This window comes from Halopseudomonas salegens (genome assembly GCF_900105655.1).
Taxonomy (GTDB): domain Bacteria; phylum Pseudomonadota; class Gammaproteobacteria; order Pseudomonadales; family Pseudomonadaceae; genus Halopseudomonas; species Halopseudomonas salegens.
Genome location: NZ_LT629787.1, coordinates 441,101 through 458,021 on the forward strand (window position 1 = coordinate 441,101; position 16,921 = coordinate 458,021).

General features: G+C 57.2%; 12 protein-coding genes. 9 read left to right on the plus strand and 3 right to left on the minus strand.

Annotation, left to right across the window (positions count from 1 at the left end):
• Positions 1–5: 5 nt before the first annotated feature.
• Positions 6–3,290, minus strand: coding sequence for an acetyl-CoA carboxylase family protein (locus BLU07_RS01920; protein WP_092383602.1), 3,285 nt, complete (start codon positions 3,288–3,290; stop codon positions 6–8).
• Positions 3,290–4,981: an AMP-binding protein gene (locus BLU07_RS01925; protein WP_092383604.1), complete on the minus strand. Its 1,692-nt coding sequence runs from the start codon at positions 4,979–4,981 to the stop codon at positions 3,290–3,292. The genes BLU07_RS01920 and BLU07_RS01925 overlap by 1 nt, the downstream gene beginning before the upstream one ends.
• Before the next feature lie 170 nt (positions 4,982–5,151).
• On the opposite strand from BLU07_RS01925, the gene BLU07_RS01930 reads away from it, so the two are divergent.
• A complete protein-coding gene (locus BLU07_RS01930) occupies positions 5,152–6,102 on the plus strand; it encodes a LysR family transcriptional regulator (protein ID WP_092383606.1) in 951 nt (316 codons plus the stop codon).
• On the opposite strand, the gene BLU07_RS01935 is transcribed toward BLU07_RS01930, so the two are convergent.
• Complete coding sequence (locus tag BLU07_RS01935; protein ID WP_092383608.1) at positions 6,060–8,459, minus strand: penicillin-binding protein 1A; 2,400 nt, start codon at positions 8,457–8,459, stop codon at positions 6,060–6,062. The genes BLU07_RS01930 and BLU07_RS01935 overlap by 43 nt on opposite strands.
• Positions 8,460–8,643: 184 nt before the next feature.
• Here BLU07_RS01935 and BLU07_RS01940 point away from each other — a divergent pair, with 184 nt between their 5' ends.
• The 8 genes from BLU07_RS01940 (at position 8,644) to BLU07_RS01975 (ending at position 16,877) form a co-directional block, all read left to right on the plus strand.
• On the plus strand, positions 8,644–9,708 hold the full coding sequence (locus BLU07_RS01940) for a pilus assembly protein PilM (RefSeq protein ID WP_092383610.1): 1,065 nt from the start codon (positions 8,644–8,646) through the stop codon (positions 9,706–9,708).
• Positions 9,708–10,283 (plus strand): PilN domain-containing protein, encoded by a 576-nt coding sequence (locus BLU07_RS01945; protein ID WP_092383612.1) that lies wholly within the window; start codon positions 9,708–9,710, stop codon positions 10,281–10,283. The genes BLU07_RS01940 and BLU07_RS01945 overlap by 1 nt, the downstream gene beginning before the upstream one ends.
• Positions 10,280–10,903: a type IV pilus inner membrane component PilO gene (locus BLU07_RS01950; RefSeq protein WP_092383614.1), complete on the plus strand. Its 624-nt coding sequence runs from the start codon at positions 10,280–10,282 to the stop codon at positions 10,901–10,903. Before BLU07_RS01945 ends, BLU07_RS01950 begins: the two co-directional genes overlap by 4 nt.
• Positions 10,900–11,427, plus strand: a complete 528-nt coding sequence (locus BLU07_RS01955) for a pilus assembly protein PilP (RefSeq protein ID WP_092383616.1) — start codon at positions 10,900–10,902, stop codon at positions 11,425–11,427. The genes BLU07_RS01950 and BLU07_RS01955 overlap by 4 nt, the downstream gene beginning before the upstream one ends.
• Positions 11,428–11,483: 56 nt before the next feature.
• Entirely contained in the window at positions 11,484–13,646 is a 2,163-nt protein-coding gene (gene pilQ / locus BLU07_RS01960) for a type IV pilus secretin PilQ family protein (RefSeq protein WP_092389512.1), read from the plus strand.
• Between the two features lie 5 nt (positions 13,647–13,651).
• Positions 13,652–14,170: a shikimate kinase AroK gene (gene aroK, locus BLU07_RS01965; protein WP_092383618.1), complete on the plus strand. Its 519-nt coding sequence runs from the start codon at positions 13,652–13,654 to the stop codon at positions 14,168–14,170.
• A 73-nt stretch (positions 14,171–14,243) separates the two neighbouring features.
• Complete coding sequence (gene aroB, locus BLU07_RS01970) at positions 14,244–15,326, plus strand: 3-dehydroquinate synthase (RefSeq protein WP_092383620.1); 1,083 nt, start codon at positions 14,244–14,246, stop codon at positions 15,324–15,326.
• 12 nt (positions 15,327–15,338) lie between these two features.
• The gene (locus BLU07_RS01975) at positions 15,339–16,877 is read left to right on the plus strand and encodes an AAA family ATPase (protein WP_092383622.1); all 1,539 of its coding nucleotides are present in this window, start codon (positions 15,339–15,341) and stop codon (positions 16,875–16,877) included.
• Positions 16,878–16,921 lie beyond the last annotated feature (44 nt).

The following is a 16,921-nucleotide window of genomic DNA, read 5'->3' on the forward strand; positions in this document are numbered from 1 at the left end:
CAGCTTTACCAGGTATCGACAAAGGGCCGTAGCCCGGCTTGCAGCGACTCCGGCGGTGCCGAACTCAGGCCGCGCAGTAGCCAGTCGCGGGTTTCGAGCGGATCGATCACCGCATCGATTTCCAGGAAGCTGGCCATGCTCAAGCCCTTGCCGCGCTGGTACAGCTCGGCCACCAGTTTGTCGAACAGCGCCTGCTGTTCAGCGGGGTCCTCAATGGCTGCCAGCTCCTTGGCATAACCCAGCCGCACCGCACCTTCCAGCCCCATGGCGCCAAACTCACTGCTGGGCCAGCCGATGGTGAACATGGGCGCATGAAAGCTGCCTGCGGCCATGGCCTGAGCACCCAGACCGTAGCCCTTGCGCAGCACAATGGTAAAGAATGGAATCTGCAGACTGGCGGCGGTAACGAACATCCGCGATACATGCCGTACCGTCGCTTGCTGCTCGGAATCCGGGCCGACCATGAAACCGGGCGTATCACACAGGGATACCATCGGCAGACCATGGGCCTGACACAGTTGCATAAAGCGCGCAGCCTTGTCACCGCTGACGGCATCAATGGCGCCGCCCAGGTGCATCGGGTTATTGGCGATCAGGCCGAAGGCCTTGCCCTGAATGCGGATCAACGCGGTGATCAGGCCGGGGGCAAACTCGCGGCGCAACTCCAGCACCGAGCCGGTATCGGCCAGAGTCTCGATCACCTCACGAATGTCGTACACGCGCAGGCGGTTTTCCGGAATCAGGTGGCGCAGGGTGCGTTGGTCGACACACTCGCCGCCGGGCAAGTCGCCCTGGAAGTAGGACAGATATTGCTTGGCGACGCGGGTGGCTTCGGCTTCATCCTTGACCAGTACATCAATCACCCCGTTGGCGCTGTGCATGCTGGTCGGGCCGACCTGTTCGGGGGTGAAACGGCCTAGGCCGCCGCCTTCGATCATCGCCGGGCCGGCCATGCCGACGGTGGCATTGTCGGTGGCAATAATCACATCACAGCAACCCAGCAGGGCTGCATTGCCGGCAAAGCAACGCCCGGACGCCACGCCCACCAGCGGTACCTGACCACTCAATCGGGCCATGCGCATGAAGGTGGTGCAATCCAGCCCGGCAACCCCGACCTTGTCGATATCACCGGGGCGTCCGCCGCCACCTTCGGTAAAGAACACCAATGGCAAGCGCCATTGCTCAGCCAGCTCCAGCATGCGGTCGGTTTTCTTGTGGTTGGTCACGCCCTGGGTGCCGGCAAATACCGTGTAGTCGTAACTCATGGCCATGCAGCGGGCATTTTCTGCGCCGAAGTGCGCGGCATTGACGGTGCCGATGCCGGTAATCAGGCCGTCCGCCGGGCTCATTTTCAGCAAATCTTCATGGCTGCGGCGCGAGCGCTGCGCCGCCAGGGCAAAGCCGCCGTATTCCATAAAGCTGCCGTCATCCAGCAGATCGGCGAGGTTTTCGCGGGCAGTGCGCTGGCCGGTTTTGCGCCGCTTGGCAACCGCGTCCGGGCGGCGTTCGTCGGTCAGGTCGGCCTGGCGTTCCAGCACTTCGCGCAGGTCATTGCGGATATGCTCAAGATCGATGGATTCCTCCGTAACCAGGCCGTCAGCGCTGACGTCGGCTGGCTCCAGAAACAGCAAGGGGCTGCCTTCAAACAGGTTGTCACCGGGTGCAACGGCCAGGGCGCGAACCATACCGCTCTGGGTTGCCTTGACCACAAACTCCATTTTCATCGCTTCCATCACTGCAACCTGCTGGCCAACAGCAATGGCATCGCCGATTTGCACATCCAGGCTGACCAGTACACCTTGTACCGGTGCGTTGAGCGGCTCGGTACCCGCTGGAGCGTCGACATCGGTATGCTGTTGCACGGTGCTGCGGGCACTGCCTTTTACGTACAAATGCGGGTGTGCCTGAGTGCCGGCGCCAACCAGCGCCGCAGCGTGCGTTTCGATAAAAGCGGTACTGACCGAGTTGGCTTGTACCTCAGGGTGCTGCAGCAGGTTCTGTAAAAAATGCAGGTTGCTGACGACGCCGTCGAGGCGGAATTCGCACAGGGCGCGGTAAGCGCGCTTGAGTACGCTGGCATAGTCGGCATCGGCATGTACGATGACCTTGGCCAGCAGGGAATCAAAGCTGGGGCTGGTGGTGTACCCGGTATAGCCATAGCCATCGACGCGGATACCCGGGCCGCTGGGTGGCTCGTAGGCGCTCAGGGTGCCACCGGCCGGGCGTGCACTGCCATCGCTTGCCATGCTTTCCAGGTTGATGCGCAGCTGCACGGCGTGGCCACGCGGTTGTGGGATATTTGCCTGGATCAGGCCAAGTTCGGCCAGGGTGGCACCGGCAGCCAGGTGCAGTTGAATCTGCGCCAGATCCAGCCCGGTTACCGCTTCAGTCACGGTATGTTCAACCTGGATGCGCGGGTTGGCTTCCATAAAGACAAAGTCGCCCTTGTCTTCATCGAGCAGGAATTCGACCGTGCACAGGCCGCGATAGCCGACGGCGGCCGTCAGTTCGAGTGCGGCAGCTAGCAGCTGTTCGCGTATCTGTGGATCAAGCCCGGGGGCGGGTGCGACTTCCAGGAGCTTCTGGTTGCGCCGTTGCAGGGTGCAATCGCGCTCCCACAGGTGGACCACCTGCTCACCGTCACCAATGATCTGCACTTCGATATGCCGCGCGTGGCGAATCAGGCGCTCGATGTACAGGTCGCCATTACCAAAGGCGGCCCTGGCTTCGGACTGGCAGCGGTTATAGGCGTCTTCCAGTTCGGCCGGGTCGAGTACCGCACGCATGCCGCGTCCACCGCCGCCGGCCAGTGCTTTGAGCATCACCGCGGCATCGGCTCCGAGGTCGGCCATAAAGGCGCGTGCCTGTTCCAGGCTGGTCGGCTGATTGGTGCCCTGCACCAGAGGCACACCCAACTCCAGTGCCAGCGCGCGGGCGCTGGCCTTGTCGCCGAAACGCTGCAATACCTTTGTGTCGGGCCCGATAAAGCGGATACCGGCTTCTTCGCATTGCTGGGCAAAGGCGGCGTTCTCGCTGAGAAATCCATAACCGGGATGGATGGCATCGCAGCCTTCTTCGTAGGCAATGCGCAACAACTGATTGGCATCCAGATAGGCGCTGGCACCGCGTCCTTTGAGGGCAATGGCCTGGTCGGCCTTGTGCCGGTGAAGTGACGCGGCGTCATCTTCGGCAAATACGGCGAGGCTGGGGATGTCCAGCTCGGCGGCCGCGCGGGCCAATCGAATGGCGATTTCGCCACGATTGGCGATCAGCAGTTTATTGAACAACATCAGAGCCAGTCCTTGAGTTCGTTTTTCTTGACCTTGCCAGTGGCCGTCATGGGAAGAGATTCTACCAGGCGAAACTCGGGTATCTTGTAGCTCGCCATGGCCTGTTTGCACCAGTCGATCAGGGCGTCAGCGTCCAGCGCGCTACCGGGTTTGGCAACGACAAAAGCCACCGGCACCTCGCCCTTTTTCTCGTCGGCACGGCCAATGACCGCTGAGGCCAGGAGTTTGGGATGCTGGCCGAGCATGGCTTCCAGTTCGCTGGGGAATACACTCATGCCGTTGACCTTGAGCATTTCCTTGCGCCGTCCGAGGTAACGGATAAAGCCCTGCTCGGTAATCACGCCGCTGTCACCCGTATGCAGCCAGCCATCACGCAGGGCTTCGACACTGGCTTCCGGCTTGTTCCAGTAGCCCTTGAGCAGGGACGGGCTGCGCAGGCATAGCTCACCCTCGCTGCCTAATGGCAGCAGTTCACCGGTCTCGAAGCTGCAGACCTTGAACTCGGTGCCGGGTACTGGCAGGCCGACAAAGGTCGGGGCGGATTTCAGGTCGAAGTCGTCATCCTGCAGGCCGGCGGTAAAGGTGTCGCAGGTGTGGGTTTCGGTCATGCCGAAGCTGGTCTCGAACAGGGTGCAGCCGGTCCGTTCACGCCAGCGGCGACGGTATTCCGGGGTCAGTTTCTTGATAAAGGAAACACAGCTGGTGATCGCCAGCGAGCTGAAATCAAAATCAGCGACCTGAGGGTGGTCGAGAATCTCGGCAGCGCTGTCAACCAGCAAACCGGTTTGGTTGACGCGGTAATGTTGTACTGCCTGCATAAAGGCCAGCGCATCCCAGCGGGCCAGCAATACCATGGTAGTGCCGGTGAACGCCGGGAAGAGCACGCCGGCATTTTCGCCGGCAATCCAGAACTCCGGCATGAAATTCAGACTTACGCGTTCGCTGTCCAGCCCCATGGCCGCGGGTACAAAGCTGGCGCAGGTATAGAGCATGTCGCCGTGGGTGTGGATGCAGCCCTTGGGCAGGCCAGTGGTGCCGCCGGTGTAGTTGAGCGCGGCAATATCATCGAGCATGGGCTCGGGCAGCTCATCCGGCAATGCAGTGCGCGCCAGTTCCGGCAGCAGATCCAGGCTGTCGGTGATCTCCAGTTTGGGTGCCAGTAACAAGTCGGGTACTTGCAGCGGTGGGTTGGCCGGACAGACTTCGGACAGGCTGGTGCTGATCAGCAGTCGCAGGTCGGTGTTGTCGCGTACCTGGCGTACCGCTGGCAGCAGTTGATCAAAGCAGACGATCACGCTGGCGCCACAGTCCTTGAGTTGATATTCCAGCTCCATCCCCACTGCCATCGGGCTGACCGGGCAATGAATGGCACCGGCCTTGAGGATGCCGAAGAAGACGATATGAAATTGCGGGCAGTTGGGCAGGTAGACCGCGACCCGGTCGCCGGGCTGCACGCCCTGGGACAGTAGCAAGCTGGCAAAGCGGTCAGACAGGTCATCGAGTTCGGCAAAGCTGGTGCTGTGGCCGTAGAAGGCAATAGCCAGCTTGTCAGGGCATGTCTTTGCCCAATGGTGCAGGTAGCTGGTCAGCGGTTTCTCACCAAGCGGGTACTCAGGTTCGCGGGCATGCCCTGCGGGCCAGTTTCGGGCATGCAGCTGCTTGAGTCGGGTCAGATACTCTTGTTCGTGCATTAGCGCTCACCTTTGTTGTTGTCGGCACTTTTCGGCTAGTCGATGCAGCATAGTGCGCCGGACCAGCGCATGAAAGCGACGAATATTCATTACAGCTAATGAACTGTATTCATGGATTAGCCTTGATCATGCAGTTATGATGCGAATACAGGGTAAAAAAAGGTGTTGCCATGAATAAAAGCCATGATTTGCCCGCTCTAGGTCGGATGGATCTGAATCTGTTCAGGGTTTTCGAGGTCATCTATCGTGAGCGCAGCCTGACCCGTGCCGCAGCGGTGTTGCACGTTAGTCAGTCGGCCGTCAGTCATGCTCTGGCCAGGCTGCGTACGCATTTTGGTGACCCACTGTTTCAGCGGGAGGGGCGAGGAGTGTCGCCGACTGCTCTGGCCATGCGCTTGGCTCCGGGCATTCTCGACAGCCTTGCGCGCTTGCAGCAGAGCCTGGGGCAACTTCAGGATTTTGATCCCGAGCAAGCGCAGCGCAGCTTTACGTTGAATTTGCCGGAACAGTTGGAACCCACCATTCTTCCGCCTTTATTGCAGCAGTTGCGCCCTTATGGGCCGGGAATCCGGTTGCGCACGGCCAGTGTTCGCTGGAGTGAGCTGAAGCTGGAGTTGGCTGCCGGGCGCGTGGATATGGCAATTGAAATTGCGCGGCCGGTGGATGCAACGTTGCGTCAGTTACAACTGCTGGAAGAGTCGTTGTGTGTAGTGGTTCCGGCTGAATTCGAAGGCGAGCTTACGGCTCACCGTTACCTGGCTGCAGAACATATTGCGGTTGCATCCTGGCGGCGTGGGCTGAGCTTTGAAGATCTGGCCCTGGCCCGTCTCGGCCATTCACGTCAGGTTGTCCAGCGCTGCCAGAATTACCAGGCAGCGAGCCTGGTGGTGGCCCAGGGCAGTGGCTGCCTGCTAACCATGGCACGTCAGCATGCCGAGCTGATCAATGCTCCCTTGGGCAACCGTTTAATGGCACTGCCCTTGCCCTTGCCGCGAATGGGGCTGAATCTGTATTGGCATGAGGATGCCGAATTGGATCCGGCAAACCAATGGCTTCGCGGGCAGTTGCTCGGCCTGGCTCAGAACAGCTCCAATGGTGTGCTGGCGCCCTCACCTGTATAACCGCCGGCTTCGAGCTCGCTGAAGGGCGGCGGAGCATCTTCTTCCTTGAAAACTTCGAAGTAGCCGTCGCTGCTGCCGGGTCTGGCGGTGCGTCCGGTGGTTGGGTCGATGCGCACATTGACCATGCCATCTGGCATCGCCTGGCTGTGTTCTGGTTGCTCGTCAAGGACGGCACCGACAAAGTCGATCCAGATCGGCAAGGCAACGGTGCTGCCGTATTCGCGTCGACCAAGACTGGCTGGTTGGTCATAACCGGCCCATACAGTGGTTACCAGGTCCGCGTTGTAGCCTGAAAACCAGGCATCGCGCTGTTCATTGGTGGTACCGGTTTTGCCGGCCAGGTCGCTGCGCCCCAATACTCTGGCGCGTCCACCGGTGCCCCGGGTTATCACGTCTTTGAGAATGCTGTTGATCTGGTAGGCGGTACGCGGATCAAGCACCTGCGGGGCCAGCTCGGGCTCCTGGGTAACCTGACTGCTGGACAGGCGCGGGTAATAGGCCAGTTGGCGCTCGCGCTCAGCCTCAAGGCGTGCGGGGGTAATCTTGGGGCGAGCATAATCAAGCAATTGACCGTGACGATCTTCAATGCGCTCGATCAGCCAGGGATCAACCAGATAGCCACCGTTGGCGAACACGGCATAAGCACGGGTAACCTGCAGCGGGGTCAGTTCGAGGCTGCCCAGCGACGAGGACAGGTGGCGTGGCAGCTCGTCGCGAGAAAAACCGAAGCGCTCGATGTAGGTCAGTGACTCATCAATGCCAAGATCCTGCATCAGGCGAATCGACACCAGGTTGCGGGAGCGATACAGCGACTCACGCAAACGAATCGGTCCGAGAAAGTCCCCACCTGAGTTTTGCGGGCGCCAGATGTTATCCAGGTGTTCATCTGCAAACACCAGCGGCGCATCGTTGACCAGGCTGGCGGGCGTATAGCCATGATCCAGCGCAGCAGCGTACAGAAAGGGTTTGAAACTGGATCCGGATTGACGTTTGGCCTGCACGGCGCGGTTGTAATTGCTCTGGGAAAAAGAAAAGCCGCCTACCACTGCTTCAATGCGACCATCAGCAGGCGACAAGGCAATCAGCGTGCTTTGCGCAGCAGGAACCTGCTGCAAGGCGAAGTCGCCATCATCCTGTGGACTGACACGAATAACATCGCCGGGCAACATTATATCGGCTGGGCGCGTGGGGTTTGGCCCCATGCTGTTGATGCTGAGAAAAGGGCGTGCCCACTGCATGCCGGACCACGGGATGCGTACATCCTCGCCATTTTCCAAACGGGCGATCGCATAGTCGTCGGCTACTTCAATCACCAGTGCTGGCAGCAATCCGTTGAGAGTCTGGTATGCGGCGAGCAGAGTGCCCGCTTGCTCCGGAGCGGCCTCCGGGTGCCGTGCTTCGGGCCCACGGTAGCCATGTCGGCGATCGTAAGCCATCAAGCCTTCACGGAGAGAGGCCTGTGCTTGTATCTGGCGTTCGCTGTGCACGCTGGTATAGACATGGTAGCCGTCAGTGTAGAGCGCATCGCCAAAACGTTCGTACAGCTCCTGGCGTACCATTTCTGCTACCCAGGGTGCCTCGAAATCCGGATTGGCGCGGTGCAGACGTGCGCGATCGGGGCTGTTGATCGCGTTGTCGAAGGCCTCCTGATCAATCATGCCGAGACCCAGCATACGCTGCAGTATCCAGTCGCGCCGCACCGTTGCGCGCTCCAGGTTGCTCAGCGGGTTGTAGCGCGACGGTGCTTTTGGCAGGCCAGCTATCATGGCCATTTCAGCCAGGCTGAGCTCATTGATGGAGCGGCCGTAATAGACCTGTGCAGCAGCTTCAATACCGTAGGCCCGGTGACCCAGATAAATTTTATTGATGTAAAGCTCGAAAATTTGTTGTTTGTCGAGATGGCGCTCGATTTGCAATGCCAGCAGTATTTCGTTTAACTTGCGCGAAAACACGCGATCGCTGGTCAGAAAAACATTTTTCGCCACTTGCATGGTGATGGTGCTGCCGCCGGTTTGTATGTGCCCGGACTGGGCCAATTCGGCAGCAGCTCGCAGCAAACCTTTGGGGTCGACCCCGTGATGACGCAGAAAATTGTCATCCTCCGCTGCCAGAAAAGCATTGATGAAGTCTTCCGGCACCTGGTCAAAACTCACGGGGACCCTGCGCATTTCACCATATTCGGCAATCAGCTGATTATCTGTGCTATATATTCGTAGTGGCGTCTGCAATTGCAGCTCGCGAAGGCTTTCAACATCTGGCAAGGCGGGGCTAAGATAGAGCGCAGTACCGCTGAGCGCCAGAAACAGGCCGCAAATCAGTGCCAACAGTGACCAAAGAAGAAATTTTATAAAACGCATGAGGGATGAAGAATTCCCTGTTGAATGAATCGGTTAGCGGTTGTGCTGATTGGAAACGGGGTAACAGTTTGCATTATAAGCGCATTTTTTTCTAATAAGCCATTTGCGCTTGTGCAATACCTGTTATTTAATGTAGGAAAACATAAACCGTCCGTAAGTGTCGGATGCTGATAGGAAATTGGCTGTGCTAGGGCTCATAAAGAAAAAAGCGAACACGCTGCTGGGCGTCGACATCAGTTCCACTACGGTGAAGCTGCTTGAGCTCAGTCGGCATGGCAACCGGTATAAAGTCGAATCATACGCGGTTGAACCTTTGCCACCCGGTGCGGTGGTAGAGAAAAATATTGTCGAACTGGAAGGTGTCGGCCAAGCACTGGAAAAGGTGCTTTCCCGTTCCAAGACATCCCTCAAACAGGCCGCAGTCGCGGTTGCCGGTTCCGCCGTCATTACCAAGACCATCGAAATGGATGCTGATCTTGATCCAGACGAGATGGAAGAGCAGATCAAGCTCGAGGCGGATCAATACATTCCCTATCCTCTGGATGAAGTCGCCATCGACTTTGAAGCGCAAGGCCCGTCGCCGCGCAATCCTGACAGAGTGGAAGTGTTGCTGGCAGCCTGCCGCCGCGAAAATGTCGATATCCGCGAAGCCGCATTGGCCCTTGCCGGGTTGGATGCGAAAGTGGTTGAGGTCGAAGCCTACGCCATGGAGCGAGCCTGCGAGCTGGTGATTGATCAGCTGGATGGCGACCGTGACGAAATGACCATCGCTGTCATCGATATCGGCGCAACCATGATGACGCTCAGCGTGCTCAGCAAGGGGCGTACCATCTACACCCGCGAGCAGTTGTTTGGCGGCAAGCAGTTGACTGACGAGATTCAGCGTCGTTATGGCCTGTCGCAGGATGAAGCCGGTCTGGCCAAGAAGCAGGGCGGCTTGCCGGATGACTACGAAAGCGAAGTCCTCAGCCCCTTCAAGGATGCGGTCGTGCAGCAGGTCTCACGCTCACTGCAGTTCTTCTTTGCCGGCGGCCAGTACAACGATGTGGATTATATTCTGCTGGCTGGGGGCACCGCCTCGATTCCCGGGCTGGACCAACTGGTGCAGCAAAAGATTGGCACCACGACCCTGGTTGCCAACCCCTTTGCAAACATGACGCTATCCAACAAGGTCAATGCCGTTGCGCTCAGCAACGATGCGCCAGCCTTGATGATTGCGTGTGGTCTGGCAATGAGGAGTTTTGACTAATGGCTCGCATTAACCTGTTGCCCTGGCGCGAGCAGCTCAGGGAAGAGCGCAAGAAACAGTTTCTGACTGTTCTGGTGCTGATTGTGATTGTTGCCGCCTGTCTGGTGTTTGCAGGTGATCGCTACTTCACGGGCAAGATTGATCATCAGAATGCACGCAACGAATATCTGCGTAGTGAAATTCGAGTCCTTGAAGAGCGTATCCGCGAAATCGAACAGTTACAGGCGCGGCGCACCCAGTTGCTGGATCGCATGCGCATTATTCAGGACTTGCAAGGAAATCGGCCAATCATCGTGCGGGTATTCGACGAATTGGCTCGCAGCCTGCCGGATGGCCTCTACTTCACGTCGCTGGAGATGAAAGGTTCGACCATTTCCATTCGTGGGGGTGCCGAATCCAACAGCCGGGTGTCCAATCTCATGCGCCAGCTGGATGCGTCAGAATGGCTGACTGCTCCCAACCTGACCGCTGTGCGTGCCGTCACCCAGGGTGAGTTGCAGCAGGCCAATGTCTTCGAGCTCTCGGTGCGTCAGACTGAGCCCAGAAACAGTGCTCAGGGAGGGCAGCAACAATGAGCTTCAGCCAATCCTTGGAAAGTCTGAAAAAGCTCGAAATGAGCGATCTGGACTTCAACAATCTTGGTGCCTGGCCGGCTGCCCTGAAAGTCATCTTTGGCGCAATCATCTTTGCTGCGCTGGTGTTTCTCGGCTACCACTTCCACCTCAAGGAGTTGCAAGCTGACCTTGACCGGGTTGAGGCCCAGGAGGTTGCTCTGCGTCAGGAGTTCCGTGACAAGTCAGAGCGTGCAGCGAATCTGGACGCCTACCGCGCACAACTTGAAGAAATAGAAGAGCGCTTTGGCACCCTGCTCAAGCAGTTGCCAACGGATACTGAAGTTCCCGGGCTGCTGGAAGACATTACGCAGCTGGGTCTCGGTAGCGGCCTTGAGTTCGAGTCGATCACTCTGCAGCCCGAAGCGGCGAAGCAGTTCTATATCGAGTTGCCCATTCGCATCGTAGTACAAGGCACTTATCACGATCTGGCCACGTTTGTCAGCGGGGTTGCCGGCTTGCCGCGCATCGTAACCCTGCATGACTTCAATATTGTGCCGGTTACTGAAGGCAACCCGAATCTGTTGAAAATGAATATCCTGGCCCGGACCTATCGGTACAACGAGCAGGGAGACAACCAATGAAGCCTTTACATATGGCCCCTTTGGCCCTGCTTCTCAGTGTGACCTTGTCCGGTTGTGGTGGTAACGAGTTCAATGACCTGCAGGTTTTCATGGATGAAACCCGGGCACGCCCCAGTGGTGATATTGAGCCACTGCCGCGGTTCAGTCCCTACGAAGCTTTTACTTACAGCGCGACATCCATGCGCAGCCCGTTTCAACCGCCGGTACGTATCGACCTGACGCAGCGGCAGCGTGGAAATGATGACGTGCGACCGGATGAAGATCGTGTCCGTCAATTCCTTGAAGGATTCAATATTGAAGGATTTGATATGGTGGGTACGCTTAGCAATGAAGACGGCATGCAAGCTTTGATTCGTGGTGCCGGGAGTGTTCATCGCGTCACAATCGGGGACTACCTCGGACGCAATCATGGTCGGATTACCAGTATCGATGAAGGCCGGGTCGAAGTGGTAGAAATTGTTCCGGACGGCGAAGGTGGTTGGTTGGAGCGCCCGCGTACCCTCAGCTTGTCTGAGCGCGGATAGGTCAACCAGGGAGAGAATTTATGAACTGCAAACAGTCACGCGTGGAACGCAAGCACATGCCTCTAACCAGAAAAATAACCATGGCAGCCATGCTGCTTCTGCTAACACCTGCAGCGCTGGCGGCCAACCTGAAAAACCTGGACGTAGCCTCATTGCCAGGTGAGCGAATCGAGCTCAAGTTGACCTTTGATGAGCAGGTGTCCGATCCAACGGGCTATACCATCGAGCAGCCGGCACGCATTGCTCTCGATTTTCCAGGTGTCAGCAACCAGCTGAGTGAGCGCAATCGCGAGCTGGGATTGGGGAATGCGCGTAGCTTGACCGTGGTTGAAGCGGGTGATCGAACCCGTCTGATTGTCAATCTGACTGACCTGGTACCTTACAGTACCCGCACTGAAGGCAATAACCTGTTCATACTTATTGGTGATGAGGACGGTCAGCGCAGCTCGACTGCTGCTGCAAGCTCACGCCCGCAGGCTGCGCCAGGTGCCAGCTGGCGCGAAGGCAACCAACCGGCGCTGAGTGCTGCAGCCAATGGTCGTCGTGGTATTACCAGTCTGGACTTCAATCGAGGTGAGCAGGGCGAAGGCAACGTTGTGGTTGACCTGTCTGACCCGGGTGTTCGGGTGGATATCGAAGAGCGTGGTGGTCGCGTTCGCCTTGAGTTCCCTGAAGCCCATTTGCCCGACGAATTGCGCGTGCGGCTTGACGTCAAAGACTTCGCCACTCCGGTAAATTTCATCAACGCATCTACCAGTGGTGATGGCGCAGTTGTTACTATTGAACCGACTGGTCACTATGAGCATTTGACCTATCAAACCGACAATCGCCTGATTGTCAGCTTCAAGCCATTGACCCGGGCCGAAGAAGAACAGCGCCGTGCCGATGATTTTGCCTATACCGGCGAACGTCTGTCGTTGAACTTTCAGGACATTGAAGTCCGTTCGGTATTGCAGTTGATTGCCGACTTTACCGACCTCAACCTGGTGGCCAGTGACACGGTTTCCGGCAGTATTACTCTGCGTCTGCAGAATGTGCCCTGGGATCAGGCACTGGATCTGGTACTCAAAACCAAGGGTCTGGATCAGCGTCGCATCGGGAATGTCCTGCTGGTCGCGCCGGCTGAAGAGATTGCTGCTCGTGAGCGTCAGGAACTGGAATCACAACAGCAGATTGCTGAGCTGGCTCCGCTGCGTCGTGAACTTATTCAGGTCAACTATGCCCGTGCAGCGGACATTGCCAGCCTGTTTGCTTCGGTAACCAACGGGAGCGGTGGTGAGCAGCGTGGTTCCATTACGGTCGATGAGCGTACCAACAGCATTATCGCCCTGGAAACCCAGAACAAGCTGGATGAGCTGCGCCGTATTGTCACCCAACTGGATATTCCGGTCCGTCAGGTAATGATCGAAGCACGCATTGTTGAAGCCGAAGTCGGTTTTGACCGTGCTCTGGGTGTTCGCTGGGGTGGCAACCTGAGAATGGGTGACCGGTTTGACCTGTTTGGTAAAGATGGCCAGACAAATGTTGTAGATGATCCCAATGCGCGTGGTAACCCTGGAGATCCTGACTATATTCCCTCCAGAACAACTGGTGGGTTTATCGGTATTCCGGAACGTCCAGTGAACTCTCCGTTTATTGACCTGGGAGTGCTTGGAGCGACTTCAGGTATCGGTATTGGCTTTATCAGCAACAATGCCATTCTTGATCTGCAGTTGTCGGCCATGGAAAGTACGGGTAATGGTGAAATCATTTCCCAACCCAAGGTCGTCACCTCCGACAAGGAAACTGCGAAGATTCTCAAGGGCTCGGAAATTCCTTATCAGGAAGCCGCTTCGAGTGGTGCAACGACTACTGCCTTTGCCGAAGCCGTACTCTCGCTTGAAGTGACGCCGCAGATCACCCCGGATAACCAGGTGATCATGGACGTTATCGTGACCAAGGATGAGCCGGACTTCACCAATACGGTTAATGGCATACCGACCATTCGTAAAAATGAAGTTACTGCGAAGATCCTGGTTGCTGATGGAGAGACCATTGTGATTGGTGGAGTGTTCTCCAGTGAGTCCACTAAAGGCACACAAAAGGTTCCTTTTCTGGGGGATCTCCCAGTCCTTGGCCGGGCATTCCGTCGCGATATCACTGCCGAGACGAAGAATGAATTGCTGATTTTCCTGACGCCGCGCATTATCAATGCAGGTACCATTTCCCAGGTCAGGTAAATCTGTTGCGTAATGTCTTTCTGGTAGGCCCGATGGGTGCTGGTAAAAGCACCATCGGGCGCCTGCTTGCCAAGGAACTCAGGGTTCCATTCAAGGACTCAGACCGCGAAATTGAAGCCCGTACCGGGGCCGATATTCCGTGGATTTTTGACGTTGAAGGCGAGGAAGGGTTTCGTCAGCGTGAAGAAGCCATGATTGCTGAGCTGGTTGCCGAGCAAGGCATTGTTCTGGCGACTGGCGGTGGCGTGGTAATGCGCATAGCCAACCGTCAGGCACTCCAGAACAATGGTTTTGTGGTTTATCTGTGTACCAGTGTCGACCAGCAGTTGCAGCGTACTGCCAAAGATCGCCAGCGTCCCTTGTTGCAAACAGCTGACCCTGAACAGGTGCTGCGTGATCTTATGGCCAAGCGTGATCCGCTGTACCGTGAAATTGCCGATATGGTGGTGGAAACAGATCAGCGAGGCCCAAAAGGGGTGGTGAGTGCCATCGTGCGGCAATTGGAAGATGTTGATTGTGGCTGACTATGTAGCGCTTGTGGGTGCCCTGTAGAGTGGCTCTGATGTATGCTTCTCGCAAGATTTGGAGAGGTGCTACATGCAGCAATTGAATGTTGATCTTGGCGACCGTAGTTATCCCATCATTATCGGCGCCGGCCTTCTGGACCGGGCCGACTGCTTTACCCCCTACATTGCAGGCAAACAGGTCTGCATCGTCACTGATGATACCGTCGCCCCCCTTTACCTTGAGCGTTTGCGTACGACCTTGACCGGCTTGCAGGTTGAGAGTGTTGTATTGCCAACCGGTGAAGCTTTCAAGAACTGGCTGACCCTGCAGCAGATTTTTGATGCCTTGTTGTCCGCACGGCACGATCGGCGTACCACATTGATTGCTCTGGGTGGTGGCGTCATTGGTGATATGACCGGTTTCGCTGCGGCTTGCTATCAGCGTGGTGTCAATTTTATTCAGGTCCCAACAACCTTGTTGTCACAGGTGGATTCCTCCGTGGGCGGCAAAACCGGTATCAATCATCCGGCAGGCAAGAATATGTTGGGTGCTTTTTACCAGCCGCAGGCGGTTGTGATTGATACCGACAGCCTGACCACTTTGCCACGCCGTGAAGTCAGTGCCGGCCTGGCGGAAATCATCAAGTATGGCTTGATTCGCGATCTGGATTTTCTCGCTTGGCTTGAGCAGCGAATGCCAGCCCTGCTGGAGCTGGATGCGCAAGCCGTTACCGAGGCCATCAGCCGCTCCTGCCGCATCAAGGCTGCTGTCGTGGCCGAGGACGAGCGCGAAGGCGGTGTGCGGGCCATTCTCAACCTGGGGCATACCTTTGGCCATGCCATTGAAACACATCAGGGCTATGGCCAATGGCTGCATGGTGAGGCCGTCGGCGCGGGCATGGCAATGGCATTGCAGATGTCGGCGCGACAGCAGTGGATTACAGCTGCCGATGCCAGGCGAGGAATTCAACTGATTGCTGCCGCAGGATTACCGACAGCACCCCCAGCGGCGATGCAGCCAGATGATTTCATACGCCTGATGGCGGTCGACAAAAAAGTTCTGGATGGACAGCTGCGCCTGGTGTTGTTGCAACAACTGGGGCATGCCGTAGTCACGGCTGATTACGATCATGCTGCACTTGACGCAACACTAGGGCAGGCCAATAGCCAATAACAGGAAAGATACATGACAGTCTTGACTGGGGTAGAAGATTATCTAGCGCACTATCAGTTGGCGCATGATCCCTTTGCACCGCGGACACCAGGTTTCAAATTCTTTACTCCGCAGCGCAAGCCGGTGTTGGCGGAACTGCATCATCTGGCTCGTTACGGCAAGCAGATGTTGGCGGTTGTGGCTCCGGAAGGTGGTGGCAAGACCTTGCTGCGACAGGCTCTGGTGGCCAGCAGTAACAAGGATTCGGTTCAAGCTGTGGTGGCTTCGGCCAGGGAGTACGCCGAGACTGAAGCTTTGATCGGATTTTTCTGTCAGGCCGTTGGAGCCGAATCGCGTGATGCAACCGCGTTGATGTTGCGCAGCGAGCAATTGGCAGACACCGGTATGCAGCTGTATCTGGTCATCGACGACGCCGAGTTGCTTGGCACTGACGCCCTGCAGATGCTGGCCGATTTGCGGGCAGCGGGTGATCAGGCTCCACGTATCTTCCTTTTTGCTGACGACGGCCTGGTGCCGACTCTGGAAGGGTTGGACAGTAGCGAAATGCCTGATGAGTTGCCGGCTGTCCATCTGACTATGCTGCAGCCGCTGAGCCCCGATGAGGTGCGTGAGTATTTGCATCAGCGCCTGGAAGGAGCGGGACAGGGGATCGAGTTGCTCAATGATGAGCAAATTGCCAGCATTGTGATGAAGAGCGGGGGATGGCCAGGGCGGATCAATCAGGCTGCTCGCGATCTGATGATACAAGCGGCAGCACCTTCAGTAATACACCATCGGCGCAAGGGATCAGGCCCGCTGATCCCGCGAAAATCAATTATTGCTCTGGTGCTGGTTGGGCTAGGCGTGCTGCTGGCCTGGTTTATGGGTGGCAGCGAGCAGGAGCCGACATCAACGGTGTTGCAATTGCCCGAATCCGTACCCGTGGTTCCCGCAGAGGTTGAAGAGACAGGCAGTGATCGGCTGCAGCTTGATCCGTCTGACAGAATCGAGCTGCCGCCGGCTGTCGAGCCTGAAGTAGTGACCGATGAACGCAGTTGGGATCCCTTGCCATTGTCCGATACCGAGGAGCGTGCTTCTGTACCACCGCCAGTTTCTTCCGTTGACGATCAGCCTGAACCCGTAGTTGATCCTGAGCCCACCGAACCGCAAGTGGCGGAAAATCCGGCAGAGGCACCGCAGCCAACCGAACAGGCGCAGGCAGTACCAGAACCAGTAGAACCGGAGCCGGAATCATCTGCTGTTGCTGCGACCGGTCCAGGTATCCACGGCCCTGAATGGTATCGACAGCGTCAGGGCAATGAATTTGTTCTGCAATTGTTGGGTAGTCGCTCGGAAGACGCAGCAAGAGCCTTTATTCAGCGGCACTCGGGCTTGAGTGATCTGGGATTGTTTGAAACCCGGCATCAGGGGCAGCCCTGGTTTGTGGTTACACACGGCATTTACCCTAACGGCAGGGCAGCCCGCCAGGCTATTGCACAATTACCTGAGGGTTTGCGTGAACAAAGCCCTTGGGCACGCGATATTTCGGGTATTCAGCAAAGCCTCGAGTAAGTAATGGGCTGCTGGACGACACCAAACCCGCCAATGGCTTCGTC

What these genes read in the sequence shown, in the direction of transcription:
- BLU07_RS01975 (WP_092383622.1), top strand. Translation starts at nt 15,339, where the DNA reads ATGACAGTCTTGACTGGGGTAGAAGATTATCTAGCGCACTATCAGTTG.
- BLU07_RS01920 (WP_092383602.1), bottom strand. Translation starts at nt 3,290, where the DNA reads ATGTTGTTCAATAAACTGCTGATCGCCAATCGTGGCGAAATCGCCATT.
- BLU07_RS01955 (WP_092383616.1), top strand. Translation starts at nt 10,900, where the DNA reads ATGAAGCCTTTACATATGGCCCCTTTGGCCCTGCTTCTCAGTGTGACC.
- BLU07_RS01935 (WP_092383608.1), bottom strand. Translation starts at nt 8,459, where the DNA reads ATGCGTTTTATAAAATTTCTTCTTTGGTCACTGTTGGCACTGATTTGC.
- BLU07_RS01930 (WP_092383606.1), top strand. Translation starts at nt 5,152, where the DNA reads ATGAATAAAAGCCATGATTTGCCCGCTCTAGGTCGGATGGATCTGAAT.
- pilQ (WP_092389512.1), top strand. Translation starts at nt 11,484, where the DNA reads ATGCCTCTAACCAGAAAAATAACCATGGCAGCCATGCTGCTTCTGCTA.
- aroB (WP_092383620.1), top strand. Translation starts at nt 14,244, where the DNA reads ATGCAGCAATTGAATGTTGATCTTGGCGACCGTAGTTATCCCATCATT.
- BLU07_RS01925 (WP_092383604.1), bottom strand. Translation starts at nt 4,981, where the DNA reads ATGCACGAACAAGAGTATCTGACCCGACTCAAGCAGCTGCATGCCCGA.
- BLU07_RS01945 (WP_092383612.1), top strand. Translation starts at nt 9,708, where the DNA reads ATGGCTCGCATTAACCTGTTGCCCTGGCGCGAGCAGCTCAGGGAAGAG.
- BLU07_RS01950 (WP_092383614.1), top strand. Translation starts at nt 10,280, where the DNA reads ATGAGCTTCAGCCAATCCTTGGAAAGTCTGAAAAAGCTCGAAATGAGC.